Source organism: Alishewanella sp. WH16-1 (genome assembly GCF_001441695.1).
In the GTDB taxonomy this organism is placed as follows: Bacteria; Pseudomonadota; Gammaproteobacteria; order Enterobacterales; family Alteromonadaceae; genus Alishewanella; species Alishewanella agri.
In genome coordinates, this window is the sequence record NZ_LCWL01000029.1 from 43,642 (window position 1) to 62,985 (window position 19,344).

Annotated in this window: 14 protein-coding genes; 11 read left to right on the forward strand and 3 right to left on the reverse strand. The window is 51.0% G+C overall.

The window, feature by feature from the left end; genetic code table 11:
* Nucleotides 1-21 precede the first annotated feature (21 nt).
* Both AAY72_RS03405 and AAY72_RS03410 read right to left on the reverse strand, forming a co-directional pair.
* Nucleotides 22-366, reverse strand: a complete 345-nt coding sequence (locus AAY72_RS03405; protein ID WP_008985825.1) for a HopJ type III effector protein — start codon at nucleotides 364-366, stop codon at nucleotides 22-24.
* Nucleotides 367-513: 147 nt separating this feature from the next.
* Entirely contained in the window at nucleotides 514-1,050 is a 537-nt protein-coding gene (locus AAY72_RS03410; protein WP_057785587.1) for a hypothetical protein, read from the reverse strand.
* Nucleotides 1,051-1,247: 197 nt separating this feature from the next.
* Here AAY72_RS03410 and AAY72_RS03415 point away from each other — a divergent pair, with 197 nt between their 5' ends.
* The 11 genes from AAY72_RS03415 to AAY72_RS03465 all read left to right on the forward strand — a co-directional run bounded on the left by AAY72_RS03415 (nucleotide 1,248) and on the right by AAY72_RS03465 (nucleotide 16,789).
* Entirely contained in the window at nucleotides 1,248-2,120 is an 873-nt protein-coding gene (locus AAY72_RS03415) for a pirin family protein (protein WP_057785588.1), read from the forward strand.
* A gap of 118 nt (nucleotides 2,121-2,238) precedes the next feature.
* Complete coding sequence (mtnN, locus tag AAY72_RS03420; RefSeq protein WP_057785630.1) at nucleotides 2,239-2,949, forward strand: 5'-methylthioadenosine/S-adenosylhomocysteine nucleosidase; 711 nt, start codon at nucleotides 2,239-2,241, stop codon at nucleotides 2,947-2,949.
* Between the two features lie 6 nt (nucleotides 2,950-2,955).
* Nucleotides 2,956-3,894, forward strand: coding sequence for a cobalamin biosynthesis protein (locus AAY72_RS03425; protein ID WP_057785589.1), 939 nt, complete (start codon nucleotides 2,956-2,958; stop codon nucleotides 3,892-3,894).
* Nucleotides 3,895-4,020: 126 nt separating this feature from the next.
* Nucleotides 4,021-8,535 (forward strand): EAL domain-containing protein, encoded by a 4,515-nt coding sequence (locus AAY72_RS03430; RefSeq protein WP_057785590.1) that lies wholly within the window; start codon nucleotides 4,021-4,023, stop codon nucleotides 8,533-8,535.
* A 78-nt stretch (nucleotides 8,536-8,613) separates the two neighbouring features.
* Entirely contained in the window at nucleotides 8,614-9,462 is an 849-nt protein-coding gene (locus tag AAY72_RS03435) for a DMT family transporter (protein ID WP_057785591.1), read from the forward strand.
* Nucleotides 9,463-9,554: 92 nt separating this feature from the next.
* A complete protein-coding gene (gene miaB, locus AAY72_RS03440; protein ID WP_057785592.1) occupies nucleotides 9,555-10,979 on the forward strand; it encodes a tRNA (N6-isopentenyl adenosine(37)-C2)-methylthiotransferase MiaB in 1,425 nt (474 codons plus the stop codon).
* A gap of 32 nt (nucleotides 10,980-11,011) precedes the next feature.
* Complete coding sequence (locus AAY72_RS03445; RefSeq protein WP_057785593.1) at nucleotides 11,012-12,034, forward strand: PhoH family protein; 1,023 nt, start codon at nucleotides 11,012-11,014, stop codon at nucleotides 12,032-12,034.
* Nucleotides 12,031-12,492, forward strand: coding sequence for an rRNA maturation RNase YbeY (gene ybeY / locus AAY72_RS03450; RefSeq protein WP_057785594.1), 462 nt, complete (start codon nucleotides 12,031-12,033; stop codon nucleotides 12,490-12,492). Before AAY72_RS03445 ends, ybeY begins: the two co-directional genes overlap by 4 nt.
* Before the next feature lie 52 nt (nucleotides 12,493-12,544).
* Nucleotides 12,545-13,414 (forward strand): HlyC/CorC family transporter, encoded by an 870-nt coding sequence (locus tag AAY72_RS03455; RefSeq protein ID WP_057785595.1) that lies wholly within the window; start codon nucleotides 12,545-12,547, stop codon nucleotides 13,412-13,414.
* Between the two features lie 47 nt (nucleotides 13,415-13,461).
* On the forward strand, nucleotides 13,462-14,958 hold the full coding sequence (lnt, locus tag AAY72_RS03460; RefSeq protein ID WP_057785596.1) for an apolipoprotein N-acyltransferase: 1,497 nt from the start codon (nucleotides 13,462-13,464) through the stop codon (nucleotides 14,956-14,958).
* Between the two features lie 184 nt (nucleotides 14,959-15,142).
* Nucleotides 15,143-16,789, forward strand: a complete 1,647-nt coding sequence (locus AAY72_RS03465) for a S8 family serine peptidase (RefSeq protein WP_057785597.1) — start codon at nucleotides 15,143-15,145, stop codon at nucleotides 16,787-16,789.
* Between the two features lie 59 nt (nucleotides 16,790-16,848).
* Here AAY72_RS03465 and AAY72_RS03470 read toward each other — a convergent pair whose 3' ends face one another.
* A complete protein-coding gene (locus AAY72_RS03470; protein ID WP_057785598.1) occupies nucleotides 16,849-19,248 on the reverse strand; it encodes a Lon protease family protein in 2,400 nt (799 codons plus the stop codon).
* Nucleotides 19,249-19,344 lie beyond the last annotated feature (96 nt).

Below are 19,344 nucleotides of genomic sequence, written 5' to 3' on the forward strand. Positions count from 1 at the left end.
CTTCGCCACTCAGATTAAAAATTAATTATTTTTCAGGTGCAGTGCTGCAGCGTTAAACTTTACCCCGTCCCAGCCACTGCGCTGGAAATTGCGGATATTCTGATGATCGGTGCCGCTGGGCGTATCCATCACCTGGCGATAGTACTCGCCGAAAAGTTGCAGTGTTTGGGCTTCTGATAACTGATGCAATTGGGCAAAAGCCAGAATTTTGCAGGAACCGGTATTTTCACCTGCCTGGTTTTGCAGTTCACCATTTTGAAATGCTACCGGCGTAAAATCGTAGTGCTGATCAATGACAGCGATAGTTTGCGCAAAGCTCAGGCTATCCGGCTCGGTACTTATTTGAATAAAAAAATCATCCAGCATTAACAAACCCCCAACATGAGTGGCAGAATGCGTATCTTAGAAGCCTGAGCGAGCAACTGCAATGCCTTGCCGCAACTGTTGTTGAATAAAAATGTAACAAAAACTGACGCCTAACTGCGGCGAGCGTCAGTTTTGCGTTGCAAGGGTTTAAAACTGGTAAGAAACACCAAAGCGGAATTCGTTCTTCGTGTCGCCACTGTTTAACGCCAGACTACTACGCACTGCCCAATCCGGACTGAGATAGAAAGCGATACCACCAGCCAGACTGCCATAATTATCAGCAATCGTATGATAGCTTGCTTCCGTAAACAGTTCGGCTTGCGGGCTTAACGCATGCTTAACACCGGCACCAAAATAGGCGCCCGTTTCATCAGCATCGCCCGAGTATGAATCCAGGCCAGCTAATAGATAGGTTTGACTTTGTGGTGAAAAATCCAGCTTAAAGCCCGTTAAATAGCGGACTCCGACATCGATCACGTTAAAATCGAAACGTCCCACCGATTGCCGGCTATAATCCGCCCGCAACACCCAGGCCGGCGCAATTTGCACCGAGCCCTCAATATAAGGACCATCGCCGGCAGCATCAGTATAGCCTGCGCCAATATAGTTCCAACGAATATCTGCGGTCGCCGGTAAGCTCGCAACCGTCAGTGCCGTGGCGGCGGCGATCAGTAATTTATTCATCATCCTACTCCTTGTTCAACGCAGCTGACCTGCTGCAACTCGCGGCACAAGTTTAAACCCGATGGCTGAACCAACTCTGAATCATGCCAGCTCGCCCTAATATTCGATAAAATTGAACTTATCAGGCCAAGTTTTGCGCTTATCATTCGAATCAATATCGGTTTAAATAACAAGACTGACCAAAACCGGAGTATGCCATGCGTAAAATTAAACAACTTATTGCCGCCGCGACGGTATCTGACGGTGCCGGCGTAAAGATTAAACGTAGCTTGGGTCAAAGCCAGCAACTGCGGCTTGATCCTTTTTTGATGCTGGACTGTTTCGGCTCTGAACAAGCAAATGACTATATTGCCGGTTTTCCGGCCCACCCGCATCGTGGTTTTGAAACTGTGACCTATATGTTAGATGGTCATATGTTACATGAGGATCATCTGGGTAATAAGGGCCATCTGAAAAGTGGTGGCGTACAGTGGATGACCGCAGGCCGTGGCATTATTCATTCGGAAATGCCACAGCAGGAATCAGGCCTGATGCGCGGTTTTCAGCTCTGGCTCAACCTGCCTGCCGCCGAGAAAATGAAGGAAGCCGCCTATGTCGATATCGCACCTGAGCAGATCCCAGTCGCACAGCTTGCCCCTGGCATCAGCGCAAAAGTTATCGCCGGCGTGTTACAACAAGCAGCGCAGCAATGGGCTGGCCCTATTCAGGGGTTAAGCACCGCACCGCTGTATTTCGATTTAACGCTGGAAGCCGGTAAAAGCCTGAGCATTCCGGTACCCGACGGACATAATGCGTTACTTTATCCCTTCGCCGGAGAGATTAGCGTAGCGGGCAGCAAGGTAAAAGAACATCACGCCGCTATATTGGAAACCAGTGGTACAGTTGAGTTAACCGCTATTACTGCCAGCAGGGTGCTCTTGCTCGCTGCTAAACCCATCGGCGAGCCGGTAGTACAATACGGTCCCTTTGTGATGAATACGGTTGGCGAAATCGAACAGGCAATCCGCGATTATCAGACCGGGCGTTTAACCTCAGGTAAAGCCGCTGAAACCATTCAGCTACATCAGTAAAATTCTCTATACCGGGGTCGAAAGGCCCCGTTTTTTTGTGCCTGCCAGCTGGCTTCAGCTCGCATCGGCGCCCGGTTTGGGTATACAATGCGGCTTTTCAATCGAACTGGATTTACTGATGCAATTAATCGGTATTATCGGAGCAATGGAACCAGAAGTTGCTCTTTTAAAACAACAAATCAGCAATGGCCGCACTGAACAGCTGGGCGGTTATACCTTCTTGCTGGGCGAACTGGCTGGGAAACAGGTTGTGCTGGTGCAATCAGGCATTGGTAAAGTTGCCGCGGCCGTGGCAACGACTCTGATGATTTGTCAATTTAAACCAGACTGCATCATCAATACCGGCTCTGCCGGCGGTTTCGACCCGGAACTGAGTGTCGGTGACGTGGTAATCAGTACTGAGGTCAGACACCACGACGTTGACGTCACCGCCTTTGGTTATGAAATGGGCCAGGTACCACAAATGCCTCCCGCCTTTCTCGCTCATCCGGCTTTGGTAAGAGCAGCCGAGCAAAGTATCGCTGCATTGGGATTTTGCAAAACCAAGAAAGGCTTAATCGCAACCGGCGACAGCTTTATGTGTGATCCGGAGCGGATTGCCAAAACCCGCAGCCAATTTCCGGCCATGCTGGCCGTAGAAATGGAGGGTGCCGCTATTGCGCAAAGCTGCTATATGCTACAGACGCCTTTTGTGGTGATCCGCAGTCTTAGCGACATCGCCGGCAAAGAATCGCCAGAATCCTTTGAGGCCTATCTGGAGGTGGCATCACGTAACAGCTCTGCGATGGTGCAAGAGTTGCTGACAGCCATTGGCGATTTGACTCTGTAAGCCGCGATGGCAGAATATCTGCTATATCCAGCGGCTTTGGTACTGGCTTCGTTAGTCACGGGTTTATTACTGCCCTGGCCTTTGGCATATCATCCGCTGAGTTTCTTTGCGGCATTTTGTCGTAAACTGGCGCTGAAGGTTCACCCGGACCTCAGCCGCCCAGCCAAGCAACAAAGACTATCCGGTTTACTGGCCTTACTGTTGGTACTGGCACTGCCATTGTGCTGCTGGTACGGGCTTTACCTGATGTCTGCCTGGCCACTGTTACTGGATGCGATTGTGATCCTGTGCTGTTTCAGCTGGCCAGCCTGGCGCAAGCTGGCACAAAAAGTCAGCCATAGCCTGCATAAACAACAATTAAGTCTGGCACGCAGTCAGGCACAGTTAGTGTTGCTGCGCGATACTCAGGCATTGTCTGCGATGGGGCTGGCTAAGGCCTTGCTAGAGTCGTTAGCCATGCGGTTTCAGCAGCAATTCACCTCGATCATCTTCTGGTATCTGCTGGCTGGCGCGCCAGGGGTATTGGTTTGCCGGTTGAGCCAGGTTGCCAGCCAGCAATGGTCAACAAAACTGCCGCCTAACCAGCATTTTGGTCAGGCGGCTGCGCGCTTAGCCGCCTTTTTTAATGCTCCGGCTTATTTGCTTGGTGCGGCCTTGTTCTGGCTGCAAGGGCTACGCCGGGCAACAGCAGCCACGATTCGAGCCGATGGCGAGCCTTTTAACTATGCCAAGCATCAGTTATTACGATGGCTAAGTCATACCCTGAGAGTCAGCCTCGGAGGGCCGGCACAATACGGTCACCGTACCGTACGTCGTCACCGCATACAGCAGCATTATGAACCAACAGCTGCAGATGTTAGCCGCCTACTACGGTTACTCGACTACCAGCTCTATATCCAGCTGTTTCTGCTGACCGGGCTGACTTTACTCATCACTTCTATCTGAGCTCGATGACTACAGCGCCTAACAGCAGACTGGACAAAACACGCCCGGCCGGTATATGTTGCAATACCTTATCACAAGGTGTAGCACCAACGATAAAAGCCAAGCTACCAGTCATAGGATCGTGCAGTGGTAAAATTGTTCGTCATCTTGCTATTACTGTGCTGTAGCCCCTTTACGCTGCAGGCGCAGACAACGTTATTGCCGCTGACGCCGGAGCAAGGTTTGTCGCACCGTACCGTTAAAGATTTATTAGTCGATCGGCACGGCTTTTTATGGATCGCGACCGCCGGAGGTATCAATCGCTTCGATGGCAATAAACTCACCGAGCTACACGCGCAAACGCATCGCCTGTCTGAAATCGCCTTTAATGATATTTTAGAAGACTCGCTCGGCCGACTCTGGCTAAGTGCCAATCATACAGGGCTCTACCTTTACAATGCCGAGGCCGGCACCTTCGAATTGTTTATTGCCGCACCGCGTGAACCCGGCCATCCGGTTGAATCGACTATCTTGACCTTGATTGAACAGGATCCCGATCATCTGCTGTTTGTGGTGAATCAAGCTATCTATCGACTGAAGATCAGCGATAAAAATCTGACAAAAATTTTCGATTTAGAGACACTGGGCTACCCTGCGGGCTGGATCCGGCATTTAATGTTGCAGCAGCAACAGCTGTTTATCGCAGCTTTTAACGGCGTTTTTCACCTCGATCTTAACAGCGGTGCGCACCAGTATCTGCCGCATTTGCCAGCCGGGATCACAGCACCGAGCGCAGAACAACAGCATACTAAGAATTTACTGCTGACAGAGACACATCTGTATGTCGGCACCGTCAGTGGTTTATATGCGATCGAACGTCAGGCTTTGCAACGCTTCCTGCAGCATGGCACGCCCTACCAGTCACACACCGTTTTTGCAGAGCGCAATATCTGGCAACTACGCCAACAGCTAGACGAACTCTATATCGCCACCGATCAGGGACTCTATCGCTACCAAGTCGGGATGCAAGCACCCCAGCTGATCTTGAGCTTTAGCACCAGTAATCAGACGGTCAGCGACAATACGATTATCGATGTGGTAACCGATAATAATGGCGGCTTCTGGCTGGGCAATCGCAGTGACGGGGCCTATTACTGGCATCCACAAACCGAAGCTTTCGCCAGCTGGTCGAGCCGTAATGGCTACGCTTTGAGTCACGACAGTGTAAATAGCCTGCTCAGTACGGCCAACACATTGTGGCTGGGAACTGAGAATGGTTTAAACCAGTTGCATCCGGATAGCGGCACAGTCACCCCTTTGTTGGCGAACCCGGATCCGTCACGCAATTTGCATCAGGGTAGAGTGCGCCGCGTGATAGCGCTGAACGATATCTTGTGGCTGGAAACGGCCGAAGGGATCCAGGGGCTGAATAGCCGCAGCGGTGAGCTACTGCCGTTGCCGGTTGAAATACAGGATATTTTAGGTCGTGGTGCACATTCCTTAGTGCAGTTTCAACAATCGCTACTCTTTGTGCAGCGTAAGCAGCTCTACCGCTACTGGCCTGAGCAAGGTAAACTTCAGGAACTTAGCCAGCTAACCCAGACGTTACCGATGGATTTTTTTGGCGAGTTTCTTGGTAGCGCCGATAATGGCGAAAGCCTGTTGCTAAGTAACGCCGATCAACTCTGGCGTTACACGCCCGCTAGCGAGCAGGTCGAGCTGATTTATCAGCACCCGGATTATCAGCCACAGCTCAATCGGTATGCGACCGTGATGCACCTGGCACCGTCTGGCTTACTCTGGCTTGGGATTAAAGGTGCCGGCCTCTTTGCTTTCGATCCGCAAACACTGGAGCAGCGGTACCACTTATCCGTTCAGAACAAGCTACGTAGCGATGAAATTCTGGCACTGATTACTGATCCTTACGGTGATCTTTGGTTTTCCTCCCGGCAAGGGCTGGCCCGGGTCAAAATTGCTGACTTGCAAGTGGAGTATTTCAACCGGGCCGATGGCCTGGCCTTTGATGACTTTAACCCACAGGCCGTAACGCAGTTAACGGACGGCAGACTGGCCTTTGGCGGCAAGCAGGGCGTGGTATTAGTCGACACCAGCCGGCTACAGCGCACTCAACCACCGTTACGGGTGGTTATTACCGACTTTGCGGTGCTGGCAGGGGAACAACAAGAGTTACATGGTTACCTGAATGACCGGGTCTTCAACCTCAGTGCCAAAGATACCGGCCTGCGGATCAACTTCAGCGCCATGAGTTTTCATCAAAACCATAAGCTGCGCTATCGCTATTGGTTAAATGGGCAATCACAAAGCAGTTACCCGGAGCAATCGGACAGCCAGGTATTATTTCCGCAACTATCGCCAGGCCGCTATCAGTTTAATGTGGTGGCAATCTCACCCCTTACCGGCGCGCAAAGTGAACCCGCCAGCCTGTACCTTACCATTCAACCGCCGCTCTGGCGCAGTGTACCGGCTTTACTAATTTACACTGTTTTGAGCGCCCTGTTACTCGCCTGGTTCTTACGCCGCCGCAGGCAGCAACACGCGGTGCTGCAGCAGGCTCATCAACAGGTCAGCATTAGCGAGCAGCGGCTAAACCAGGCATTATCCTCAGTTAACAGCGGCGCCTTTGAGTGGCAGGCTAGCAGCAATACGTTGGAGTCCAGCCGCTTACCCCGGATGTTGGGCACCTCGGAGCTAATGCAGCGTATTACCTACCAGCAGCATTGTTCGTTAATTCATCCGGACGATATCGCAAACTTTGAGCTGCAATGGCAGAAAGTCCTGGAACAACCCGGACAAATGTTGGATATCACCTACCGGATGCGACACCAGGATGGGCGCTGGCTCTGGTTCCGCGACCGCGGCCGGGTGACAGAGTTTAGCGCGGAGCAACAAGCACTGAAGCTGCTCGGTACCTATAGCAATATTACCGAAACCAAAGCCAATGAAGAAAAAGCACGCTTATTTGGTGAAGCCTTTCAGCAGACACGAGACTGGGTGGTTATTCTGGATACCCGGCAACGCGTCCTGGCCGCTAACCAGTCCTTTTGTCAGGCCTTTGGTGGCATAGAACCTTATTTAGACAGCCCGCGGGTACATCACCTGGGGATTAGTCTGGTAAGACGCCGCTTCTACACCCAACTGCTGAAAACCATGGCCAAAGGCGATCATTGGCAGGGCGAAGAGCAAGTGATTACGCCGGATGGCCGCGAACGGCCAACGCTGATTAATGTCAGCGCCGTCGGTGAGCAAGGTGTCAGCTTTTATGTGCTGGTATTCACTGACATTACAGCACAAAAAGTGGCAGAAGATGAGCTGCGTTATCTGGCAAATTATGATGCGCTGACCGGCTTACCAAACCGCGCCTTATTAATGGACCGGATCTTACATGGAATTGAAAAAGCCAAACGGGAAAAGCGCTCGCTGGCGCTATGCTTTATCGATCTGGATAAATTCAAGCATATCAATGATTCACTGGGGCATGACATTGGCGACCTGATGCTAAAAGAAGTAGCCAGACGCTTAAAATTGACGTTGCGGGACAGTGATACAGTAGCCCGGCTGGGTGGTGATGAGTTTGTTGTTTTACTCGAAGGCTATAAGAATAACGACAATATCAGCCATGTGGCGCGAAAGATGCTCGCCACTATTAGCGAGCCAATGCAGTTAGGCTCCGACAGCGTTGCGGTCTCGCCCAGTATCGGCATTGCGATCTATCCGGACGATGCGTTAAACGGCACCGAGTTAATGAAACACGCCGATGTCGCTATGTACCATGCTAAAGAAGCCGGCCGTAATAACTTCCAGTTCTTTATCAAAGAGATGAATGAAAAAGCTCATATGCAGCTGGCCAGAGAAACCCGCTTACGCAAGGCGATACAGCGCCAGGAGTTTATCAACTTCTACCAGCCGATTATCGACAGTCGCGAACAAAGTATTGTCGGGGTCGAGGTACTATTACGCTGGCAAAGCAGCGACGGTATGATCTCCCCGGCGGAATTTATCCCGCTGGCCGAAGAGTTACGGTTGATTGTCGAGATGACGCAACAGCTGCTGGAACGCGCCCTCTACGATATGCAGCAATGGCGCAGGGCCGGCATGAACCTGTACCTGTCAGTTAACCTGACGACCCAGCATTTAGAACAACCCGCGTTAGCAGAAAGCGTGTTGGCTTTGTTAGATAAGTATCAGCTGCCGACTGTCGCCTTACGCTTTGAAATTACCGAAAGTGCGCTAATGCGTGATCAACAAAGCGCGATTCGTACTATGCAAGCATTGAGCGATGCCGGCATTAAACTGGCACTGGATGACTTTGGTACCGGCTATTCGTCTTTGAAATATTTAAAAGAATTACCGCTGGACGCGATTAAAATTGACCGGAGTTTTGTGCAGGATATTGGTATTGACCATAATGATGAGACCATTATCGATGCCATGTTGAGCATGGCTGGCAGCCTTGGTATGTATTGCGTCGCGGAAGGGGTAGAAACCGAGCAACAGCTGGCGTTTTTTAATAAACGCGACTGTTATTTAATTCAGGGATTCTTATTCAGCAAACCCTTACCGGCGGCTGAGCTGCTGGCGTTATTACAATCAGAGCAATTTGCGCCTACGTCAAACCGCGATAATGACAACTGGCAGCTATAAGTCACCGGTTGCCGCAGCCTTAAGCTTTTTGCTGACAATCGTTTTATAATAGCGGGCCCTGATCATTCCGGACTCCACATGACTCCGCATCTCGTTAAAGGCGCCCTGCTGTTATTACTGGCTGAAGCTTGCTTTGCCGGCATTGGCGCTATCGTCAAATTTACCAGCGCGACCGCCACTGAAGCTCAGGTGGTGTTCTTCAGGAATTTCTTTGCGTTGCTGCTGATGCTGCCGTTTTTGTTTAAACACGGTTTTAGCCTGCTGAAAACAAAGCGTTGGTATCTGCACGCCAGCCGGGCACTAACCGGCATTATTTCAATGTACTGTTTTTTCTATGTGCTGGCCCGCTTGCCACTGGCACAAGGTATGTTGGTGTTATTACTGTCGCCTTTTGTGGTGCCAATTATCGCCCGCTTCTGGCTAAAAGAGCGACCGTCGCGCATCACGCTGGCCGGTATTGTGCTTGGTTTTGCCGGCGTGGTGCTGGCGCTGCCTACCCCAGACCCCAACCTGAATATCATTTTATTGGTGGCTCTGGCCTCAGCCATTCTGGTCGCTGTGACCAAAACCACTATTCGCTATATGTCTGATACCGAACCGGCGGTACGCATTGTGTTTTATTTTTCTCTACTCACTGCAGTACTGTCAGCAATCCCCGTGCCCTTTTACTGGCAACCACTTAACAGCGGCGTCTGGCTGGCGTTTTTGGGTATGGGTGTACTGGCGGCCATTGGGCAACTGGCGATGACCCGTGCCTATGCCATAGCACCGGCCAGTGATATTGGCATGTGGACTTACAGCAGTGTGATCTTTGCCGGCGCCTTTGGTTACCTGTTCTGGCAGGAGCCCATCACCATGAGCTGGGCTGCCGGGGTGCTGGTGATTTTCTACGCCGGTTATATCACGACACGGCAGCGCTTACTCTGAATGGAATACTTTCGTGCACTGCTCTGGTACTGCGTGATAAGACAGGCTAAAATACGCTCCCTTTTTTACAGGCGACAACACAGGCAAGAATAATGGGTAAGAAGCTGCATATTAAAACCTGGGGCTGCCAGATGAACGAATATGATTCATCGAAAATGGCGGACCTGCTGGATGCCACACATGGCTACACGCTGACCGAAGAGGCAGAAGAAGCTGATGTGATCTTGCTGAATACCTGTTCGATTCGTGAAAAGGCTCAGGAAAAGGTGTTTCATCAGTTGGGGCGTTGGCGGCCACTGAAAGAGAAGAATCCAGAGCTGATTATCGGTGTCGGCGGCTGCGTGGCATCACAGGAAGGTAGCGCCATCCGTGAGCGGGCGCCCTTTGTCGATATCGTATTTGGCCCCCAAACCCTGCACCGCCTGCCAGAGATGATCAATGCCGTGCGCGGTGATCGTTCGCCTGTGGTCGATGTCTCCTTCCCGGAAATCGAGAAATTTGACCGTCTGCCAGAGCCAAAGGCCGAAGGTCCGACTGCTTTTGTCTCCATTATGGAAGGCTGCTCGAAATACTGTACCTTCTGCGTGGTGCCCTATACCCGCGGTGAAGAAGTCAGCCGGCCACTGGACGATGTATTATTTGAAATTGCCCAATTAGCCCAGCAAGGGGTGCGTGAGGTCAACCTGCTGGGGCAGAACGTTAATGCCTATCGTGGTGCCACCCATGATGGCGGTATTTGTCATTTCTCCGAATTACTGCGCTTAGTTGCCGCCATCGACGGCATTGACCGTATTCGTTATACCACTTCGCATCCGGTAGAATTTACTGACGATATTATCGAAGTGTATCGCGATGTGCCGGAGTTGGTCGACCATTTACATTTACCGGTACAATCAGGTTCCGATCGGGTGTTAAACCTGATGAAACGCGGTCACACCGCACTGGAATACAAAGCCCAGATCCGTAAATTGAAGAAAATCCGTCCGAATTTAAGTATGTCATCGGATTTTATTATCGGCTTCCCGGGTGAAACTGATGAAGATTTCCAGGCGACGATGGACTTGATCCAGGCAATCGGTTTCGACATGAGCTTTAGTTTTATCTACAGCGCCCGTCCCGGCACCCCTGCCGCCGATTTACCGGATGATGTTAGCGAAGACACCAAAAAACAGCGGCTGTATATCCTGCAAGATCGCATTAACCAGCAAGCCCTGAAAATTGCCCGGGGTATGTTAGGCACCGAGCAACGTATTCTGGTGGAAGGCCCATCGAAGAAAAACATTATGGAGTTGACCGGTCGCACTGAGAATAATCGTGTCGTTAACTTCGAAGGTTCGCCACAGATGATTGGTCAGTTTGTTGACGTGCTGATTACCGATGTATTTAGCAACTCGCTGCGTGGCACCTTGTTGCGTACCGAGCAGGAGATGGACCTGCGCCGCCAGACCGCACCGGCGCAAATTCTGGCGCGCCAGCCAAAAACAGACGAACTGGGTGTAACAGCTTATGTTCCCTAAGATGATTGCCTGAACCATTAGAGAGAGCAAGTTTGAACAGCGACAGTAGCAGTATTGAATTACAACTTGAGCCTGCCGACCACCGGCGGCTCACCCTACTCTGTGGTCCTTACGACGACAACCTGCAGCACCTGGAACGCCGGTTACTGGTGCAAATCAGTCACCGCGCCAATCTGGTCCGGATTGAAGGACCTGAGCCCAACATTGACGCTGCCGCACTGATTATTCGTGAACTCTATCAATTAACGCTGAATGCCCAGCAACAGCCGCAAGCCATTAGTCCGGAGCAAGTACACCTGACGATTAGCGAACACTTTGATATTCAGTATCAGGGGCAGGAAGGCACGCGGCGCGAATTCGCGTTAAAAACCAAAAAAGGCTTGATCAAACCCCGTAACCCTAATCAGGCGGCTTATGTCGCCAACGTATTGCAGCATGACGTTAGCTTTGGCATAGGCCCGGCCGGTACCGGTAAAACCTACCTGGCAGTCGCCTGTGCGGTGGATGCGCTGGAGAGTGGTCAGGTCAAACGCATAGTGTTAACCCGCCCGGCGGTTGAAGCGGGCGAAAAACTGGGTTTTTTACCCGGTGATCTGGCGCAGAAAGTCGACCCCTATTTACGCCCGCTGTACGATGCGCTGTTTGAAATGCTGGGTTTTGAAAAAGTTGAAAAGTATCTCGAACGTGGCGTGATTGAGATTGCGCCGCTGGCCTATATGCGCGGCCGCACCCTGAATGACGCCTTTATTATTCTGGATGAAAGTCAAAACACCACCATCGAACAGATGAAAATGTTTTTAACGCGGATCGGTTTTAGTGCCAAAGCAGTCATTACCGGCGATGTGACCCAGGTCGACTTGCCGCGCGGCCAATACTCAGGCTTAAAGCATGCCATTGATGTGCTTAGTGCTGTGCCGGAAATCAGTTTTAACTTCTTTAATGCCAAAGATGTGGTACGCCACCCGATAGTACAACGTATTGTGATGGCCTATGAGGCCTACGAAGCGGCCCATCCAAAAACCGATGAGCCAACCCGGAACGGGAGTCGGCGATGAGCATCATCCTGGATTTGCAACTGGCCAGCAGTGCCAGTGATCTGCCTGACGTCACACAATTTCAACGCTGGCTGCAAGCGGCGATTCTGCCGTTTCAGGATGAAGCTGAAGTCACTATCCGGATCGTCGATGAGCCGGAAAGTCAGCAACTTAATCTGCAATACCGTGGCAAAGACAAAGCCACTAATGTCTTGAGTTTTCCCTTTCAGTGTCCACCGGGCATAGAGCTGCCATTACTGGGTGACTTGGTGATTTGTGCCGGCGTGGTCCGTGCTGAAGCCGCTGAGCAAAATAAGCCATTAGCTGCACATTGGGCACATATGGTCGTGCACGGTTGCTTGCATTTATTGGGATTTGACCATATAAATGACGCTGATGCTGAACAGATGGAAGCAGAGGAAATTCAAATCCTGCAACAGCTTGGCATCAGCAATCCTTATTTACTGGATGATATCTGATCTTGGCAGAGCACATCCGATGTTCAATTCTTTACGGAGTTAAAGTTCACTAATGAGTGACGACAATCCCCACTCTAGTCGCGGTTCTGCGCCGCGTAGCTGGTTAGAACGTATCGCCAGTATTTTCAGCGCAGAGCCTCAGGATATTTCTGATCTGGAAGATATTATCAGTGAAGCTGCCATCCGCGAGCTAATAGATACTGATACCAAAAATATGCTGCAAGGCGTGCTGGACGTGTCAACGATGCGCGCCAGAGACATTATGATCCCGCGCTCGCAAATGGCTACTCTGGACATCGAGCAACCGCTGGCAGAGTTATTGCCCATCCTGTTAGAAAATAATCATAGCCGTTATCCGGTCGTCAACGAAGACAAAGATCATATTGAAGGCATTTTGATCGTTAAAGATCTGCTGCAATATGCGCTGGATCCGAATAGCGCAGACTGGCAGTGGCGAGATTTAGTGCGGCCTGCGGTAATTATTCCGGAGAGTAAGCGGGTGGATGCACTACTGCGCGAGTTCCGGCAAAAACGCTATCATATGGCGATAGTGGTGGACGAATATGGTGGTGTTTCCGGCTTATTGACGATTGAAGATATCCTGGAACAAATCGTTGGTGAGATTGAAGATGAACACGACGATGAAGAAGAGAACGATATCAAGAAAATGGCGTCACGGGTGTTTCAGGTCAGTGCCTTAACTCCGCTGGATGAATTTAACGAAACCTTTGGCACGCAGTTCGATGAAGAAGATGCCGATACCATTGGCGGTATAGTGTTGCATGCCTTTGGCCATATGCCGACCCGCGGCGAGAGCATTACGCTTGGCAACCTGACGTTTAAAGTCAGCAAAGCCAATAGCCGGCGACTGATGCAATTACAGGTGGTGCGCGCGGCCGAGTCGGAAGCAGAAGGAAACTGAAGATACTGCGCCTGAACTTAAACCCCTGGCTGCAGGGCGCGATACTGGTGGTACTAGGGTTACTTAATACTCTGGCATTTGCGCCCTATACCTTGTGGTGGCTACCTTTCTTAACACTGGTCGGGTTGAGCCTTGCTATTGCCAACAGTCCAAGCCCGCGTCAAGCGGCCTGGTATGGTTTTTGTTATGGTCTCGGCTGGTTCGGACTCGGCATTAGCTGGGTTCATGTCAGCATCGACCAATTCGGAGGCTTACCCTTAATCGCCAGCCTGGGGTTGATGGCCCTGCTGGTGTCTTATCTGGCATTGTTCCCGGCTTTGGCTGCTTGGCTGAGCCGTCGTTTACTCGGAAGCTTACCCTTGCCCCTGCTACTGCTGGCCAGTTGGACCTTTAGCGAGTGGCTGCGTAGTTTCTTGCTCACTGGCTTCCCCTGGTTATCACTTGGTTATAGTCAAACCGATTCCTGGCTACGACACTATGCACCTTTAATCGGTGAAATTGGTATCAGCGCCATCCTAATCTGGGTGGCGGCCAGTATCGCGAATGTACTGGCGCCGGCGTCCAAGCTCAACCGACTCACGCCTTTACTGCTCAGCGCCATTTTACTGTTTGCTGCCCCCTGGCTCAGTGCCGTCAAAGGCTGGCAGTACAGTAACCAGCAGCTGAGTGTATTACTGGTACAAGGTAATGTGCAGCAGGAACTTCGCTGGGTACCGGAACAAGAATGGCCGACCATGTTGAAATATTTGGATCTGACCCGGCCACACCTGAGTGCTCATCAGTTGGTGATTTGGCCGGAGGCCGCGGTGCCCCGCATTGAGCCGCTGGCCGATGATTTTCTGGAAAATCTTGATAAGTCTGCATTTTATAGTGATACCGCCATCATTACCGGCATAATCGACTACAACCTGCGTACCCAGGAAGCCTGGAACAATTTAATCGTGCTGGGTAAACAAACGCCGGATGCCGATAGTGGCCATTACTTTCATGGTCATGCAAACCGCTTTAGTAAACATCATTTGCTACCCATTGGCGAGTTTGTACCCTTTGAAAGCTTTTTACGGCAATTAGCGCCGATCTTTGATTTGCCGATGAGTTCTTTTAACCGCGGCAGTTATGTGCAGCCAAACCTGCAAGCCAATGGCATTCAGTTATTGCCAGCGATTTGTTTTGAGATCGCCTTCCCATCACAAATCCGTGCCAATCTGACCGGCGAAACCCAGCTATTGCTAACGGTGAGTAATGATGCCTGGTTCGGCGATAGTATCGGTCCACACCAGCACTTACAAATCGCCCGGATGCGGGCGCTGGAGTTCGGTTTGCCACTGTTGCGCGCTACTAATAACGGCATTACCGCCACCATTGATGCCGATGGCCGCATCAGAGAGCGCGCACCACAGTTTACTGAAGCGGTGCTAAGCGACACCCTGCAATTGACGCAGGCTAAGACGCTCTATAGTCAGTTAGGTAATATGCCGTTATTTAGCTTTAGTACTTTGCTACTCGTTTTCGCCCTGTTCCGCCACTGGCGCATTAACCGTTAAACTAGGCTCAGCCTCACTATACTGCTACTCCAGCTATTTTTATCTTGTACCTGCTTTGCTAATTGCTTTTTCTAGCTGTTCGTGTCAAAACTAGTCCTGCAAGCTATTTTGCGATAAAGCGCACAATAAGCGCGATTAAAATTATAAGGTCTTTGACCAATACCACAGCAGTGAAGGAACTCTCATGAAAAAAAACCACCTTACTCCCCTGGCGTTGGCAACGCTGGTTGCGCTGGGCTTAACCGGTCAGGCGGTCGCTTCAGATCGTTATGTTATTCAGGTTGATAATGATAAGAAAGGCATAGTGAAGGCACTGGCGGTGCAACTGGGCGGCGAAATTAACGTCGACTCTGATGGCTTTATTGCTGCTACCTTCAGCGGTAAAGATCTGGCAGAGGTTAAGGGCCTGCTGCGTAATCCGCATATCAAACTGATTGAAGAAGATGCCAAACGCTACCCGTTGGCCTTATATAATGATACCGCCGGCGATCCGACGACACAGCAGTTAACGCCTTACGCTTATTTTCAATCACAAGCGCACCAAACGCCGTTTAACCTGAGCACGTCGCCAAAAGTGTGCGTAATTGACTCAGGTATCGCCCGCGATAGCGGTGAGACCGGTGGTTACAATGCTGATTTTGATTGGGGTAGCATCAGTGGTACCAGTAACTCAGGTACCGGTGACTGGTTCCGCGATGGCGGCCCGCATGGCACCCACGTGGCCGGTACTATCGGTGCGGCAGATAATGGTTTTGGCGTGATCGGTATGGCACCAGGCACACCGATGCACATTATTAAAGTCTTTAATGATAGTGGCTGGGGCTACTCGTCTGACTTAGCCCATGCCGCAAATCTGTGTGCACAAAATGGTGCCAAGGTAATTAATATGAGTCTGGGTGGCGGTCGCGCCAACAGCACCGAAGAAAACGCCTTCATTAATTTTACCAATAATGGTGGTTTGGTGCTGGCGGCAGCAGGTAACAGCGGCAACACGACCCGCTCCTACCCGGCCGGTTATACCTCTGTGATGATGATTGGCGCTAATGATGCCAACGATCAAATTGCCACCTTCTCACAATACCCATCCTGTACCTCTGGTACCGGCAGAAAACAGACGATTAACGAAGGTCTGTGTGTTGAAGTTACCGCCGGTGGTGTCGATACATTGTCGACTTATCCGGCAGGTGGTGCCGCTTTTGCAGCCTTAACCGCAAACAACACCGGCTATGCTGCTTCGGCTATGGAAAATACCGGCGATGCCGCAGGCAATACCTACTTTATGGGGCTGGCAACCAGCACGAACAGCGCGGCTGCCGGTAAAATCTGTGTGATCGACCGCGGTACCATTTCCTTCTACGATAAAGTACGTAACTGCGAATTGTCCGGCGGTATTGGCGCGATTTTGATCAACAATGAACCGGGTATGTTGTACGGTACTCTGGGTACCAGCAACCAAACCAGCATTCCGGCTGTGGGTGCTGCGTTAGAAGATCGTAGTGCTCTGTTAGCGGCAACCTCGGCGAGTATCAGTATTGGCGCGTCAGACTACGGTTATATGAGTGGGACTTCAATGGCAACGCCGGCAGTAGCAGGTCTGGCCGCGCGCTTATGGTCGAGTTTCCCACAATGTACCGGCACCCAAATCCGTAACGCCTTAAAAGCGACCGCGGTTCGCCCGGCAAATGGCGATGTGGTGAAGTTCGGTAAAGGTATTGTTAAGGTGAAAGCTGCGCATGATTACCTGACTACCTACGGTTGTGCCGGCGCAGGTTCTGGCGGCGGTGATACTGGCGGTGGTGGTAGTACCTGTAAAGGTAAAAAGTGTAGCTGATCTTTGAACTAATGATGAGCTAAGAAAGCCGCGATATCGCGGCTTTCTGTTTTTAACTATTATTCTTCGCTACTACCATTCACCAGCTCGGCAATCTCCGCCAAACGCAACAACGCCCGGCCATTAACTGACTTTTTCGGATACTGACCACGGCTATTCCGCTCACCGGCGACTTCACCGGTTAACAGCTCCAACGCCTGATCCACGGTTTTGACGGTGTAAATATGGAACTGCCCGGCGGCAACCGCAGTCACCACATCCTGATCCAACACCAGATTCAACTGATTGCTAGCCGGAATAATCACCCCTTGCTCACCAGTCAGACCACGCGACTGACAAAGCCGGAAGTAGCCTTCAATTTTTTCATTCACGCCGCCTATTGCCTGTACCTGACCATATTGGTTAATCGAGCCGGTTACCGCCAGGCTTTGCTTAATGGGAATTTCGGTAATCGCCGAGATCAGGGCGCACACTTCGGCCAATGAGGCGCTGTCGCCATCAATATGGCCATAAGATTGTTCCATCGCGATATTCGCGCTTAACGTCAGCGGGAAATCACGGGCATATTTCGCCCCTAAATAACCGGTTAATAACAGCACCCCTTTCGAGTGGATCGCTTTACCCAGCTCCACTTCACGTTCAATATCGACGACCCCGCTGGAGCCGGCGAATACTGTAGCGCTGATCCGTGCCGGCGTACCAAAAGCCGTATCGCCAATTTCCAACACTGTCAGACCGTTAATTTTCCCCACTGCCAATCCATCGGTATCAATAAGAATATGACCTTCCTGAATATCCTCTAAAAAGGCTTCACTGATCCGGCCGGTACGATATTTTTTGCCTGCCAAGGCTTGACGGACATGCGCACTGGTCAGTTCATCGGCTTGCTGCTGTCTGGCATAAAAACAGGCCTCACGCACCAACTCCAACACATCAGCAAAGCGCGCTGATAATTTGCGTTGATGCTCTGCCTGACGAAAGCTGAATAGCAGTAGCTGTTGCAAACCACAGCTGCTCAACTTTTGTAAGCCCATTTCCTGCAATTGCAGCTGAATTTGCGCCGTCATATCGGTCAGGGTTTGCGGTAAAAAGGGTAAATAGTGTTCAAAATCCGCCAATACCCGAAACAGCTCGTTGAACTCGTCATCAAAATCCTGCACCAGATAGTAAAGATCGCGCGATCCCAGCAGTACTACTTTTACATTTAACGGAATAGCCCGAGGTGTGATAATAGTAGAGTTAGTGACGGCATGGTCACTGAGCGTATCAATCACTACTTCACCCGCCTTTAACGCCAGTTTCAGCGCATCCCAAACTGCCGGCTGGCTCAATAACCGATCCGCATCCAGGATCAGATAACCGCCATTGGCTTTATGCAAAGCGCCGGGACGGATCATCCGATAGTTGGTATAGAGTGAACCGCCGGCTGAACTGTATTCAACCCGGCCAAACAAATTGCCATAACTGGGGTTAGGTTCAAAAATGATCGGCGCACCCGACATCGTTTCATGGTGTACCAGCACATTAGGCACAAACTCTTCAATAAAGATTTCACGGCTAACCGGCTCTTCACCTTTATCGTTTTTATCCGCCTCAGATTCGTCCGGTAACAACTCCATCACGGCCTTAACCAGTTCCGGACGCATTTCGCGCAGATACTTTAACACCCCTAATTCCGCATTATAGTGGTGCTCTAATTTTTTCAGCATCGGCTTAATCGCCTGCTCGATGGTATCTTTTCGCAAGGCCCGCAGATTTTCGGATAATTCACGTTTCCACTGCGGTAATTCCAGCAGCTGCTCATTGAGAATGGTTTCTAGCTCTGATACCAAGTCATAGAAATACTGACGCTGCTCTTCGGTTAACTTTGAAAACTCCTGATCATCCAAGGGTTTGCCGTCAATGATCGGTGAAAAGCTTACCGCACCGTTTTCTTCGTAAAGCACCACCTGCTTTTCCAGCGCTTTCTTCTCTACCTGCTCGATCGCCTGCTCATAGCGCTCATCAAAGGCGCGGTGAATCGCTTTCTTCTTACGTTGATAGCCCGGGTTATCAAAGGCTGCCGGAAAGGTATCCAGCAAGTCATCAATCAGGGCCTCCAACTTCTTAACCAGCACACGCCCTTCACCCGGCAATAAGCGTAGCGTGTTCGGCACCCGCTCATCGTCAAAATTATTCAGGTAGCACCATTCTTCCGGGGTCGCTTTTTCACTGGCGGCCAGCTGCAAAATTTCCTGCACCAACGTAAAGCGTCCCAATGCCGGCTCCCCCATTACATAGAGGTTGTAGCCCGGCATATCCATACCAATCGCAAATTCCAGGGCGGTACGGGCGCGGTCCTGACCAATAAAAGCAGCAGGCAAAATCGGCTGCGCTAAAATGCCGGTTACTAATGCAGTATCGAGTTGTGGGCCAAGTTGTGCCGGCACCAGTGCCAGCTGTTGCTCAAGTTGCGTCATCTATTGCCTTAAGGGTCAAATCAATCTGCCGGTATAGTAACAAAAAGCATCAACCTGTGCTGCTGCCGGTTAAAGTTTTCCGTGCTTGCGCCGATA

Bases quoted from the DNA above. Each gene is read 5' to 3' on its own strand.
- AAY72_RS03405 (WP_008985825.1), bottom strand. From the start codon at position 366: ATGCTGGATGATTTTTTTATTCAAATAAGTACCGAGCCGGATAGCCTG.
- AAY72_RS03410 (WP_057785587.1), bottom strand. From the start codon at position 1,050: ATGAATAAATTACTGATCGCCGCCGCCACGGCACTGACGGTTGCGAGC.
- AAY72_RS03415 (WP_057785588.1), top strand. From the start codon at position 1,248: ATGCGTAAAATTAAACAACTTATTGCCGCCGCGACGGTATCTGACGGT.
- mtnN (WP_057785630.1), top strand. From the start codon at position 2,239: ATGCAATTAATCGGTATTATCGGAGCAATGGAACCAGAAGTTGCTCTT.
- AAY72_RS03425 (WP_057785589.1), top strand. From the start codon at position 2,956: ATGGCAGAATATCTGCTATATCCAGCGGCTTTGGTACTGGCTTCGTTA.
- AAY72_RS03435 (WP_057785591.1), top strand. From the start codon at position 8,614: ATGACTCCGCATCTCGTTAAAGGCGCCCTGCTGTTATTACTGGCTGAA.
- miaB (WP_057785592.1), top strand. From the start codon at position 9,555: ATGGGTAAGAAGCTGCATATTAAAACCTGGGGCTGCCAGATGAACGAA.
- ybeY (WP_057785594.1), top strand. From the start codon at position 12,031: ATGAGCATCATCCTGGATTTGCAACTGGCCAGCAGTGCCAGTGATCTG.
- AAY72_RS03455 (WP_057785595.1), top strand. From the start codon at position 12,545: ATGAGTGACGACAATCCCCACTCTAGTCGCGGTTCTGCGCCGCGTAGC.
- AAY72_RS03465 (WP_057785597.1), top strand. From the start codon at position 15,143: ATGAAAAAAAACCACCTTACTCCCCTGGCGTTGGCAACGCTGGTTGCG.
- AAY72_RS03470 (WP_057785598.1), bottom strand. From the start codon at position 19,248: ATGACGCAACTTGAGCAACAGCTGGCACTGGTGCCGGCACAACTTGGC.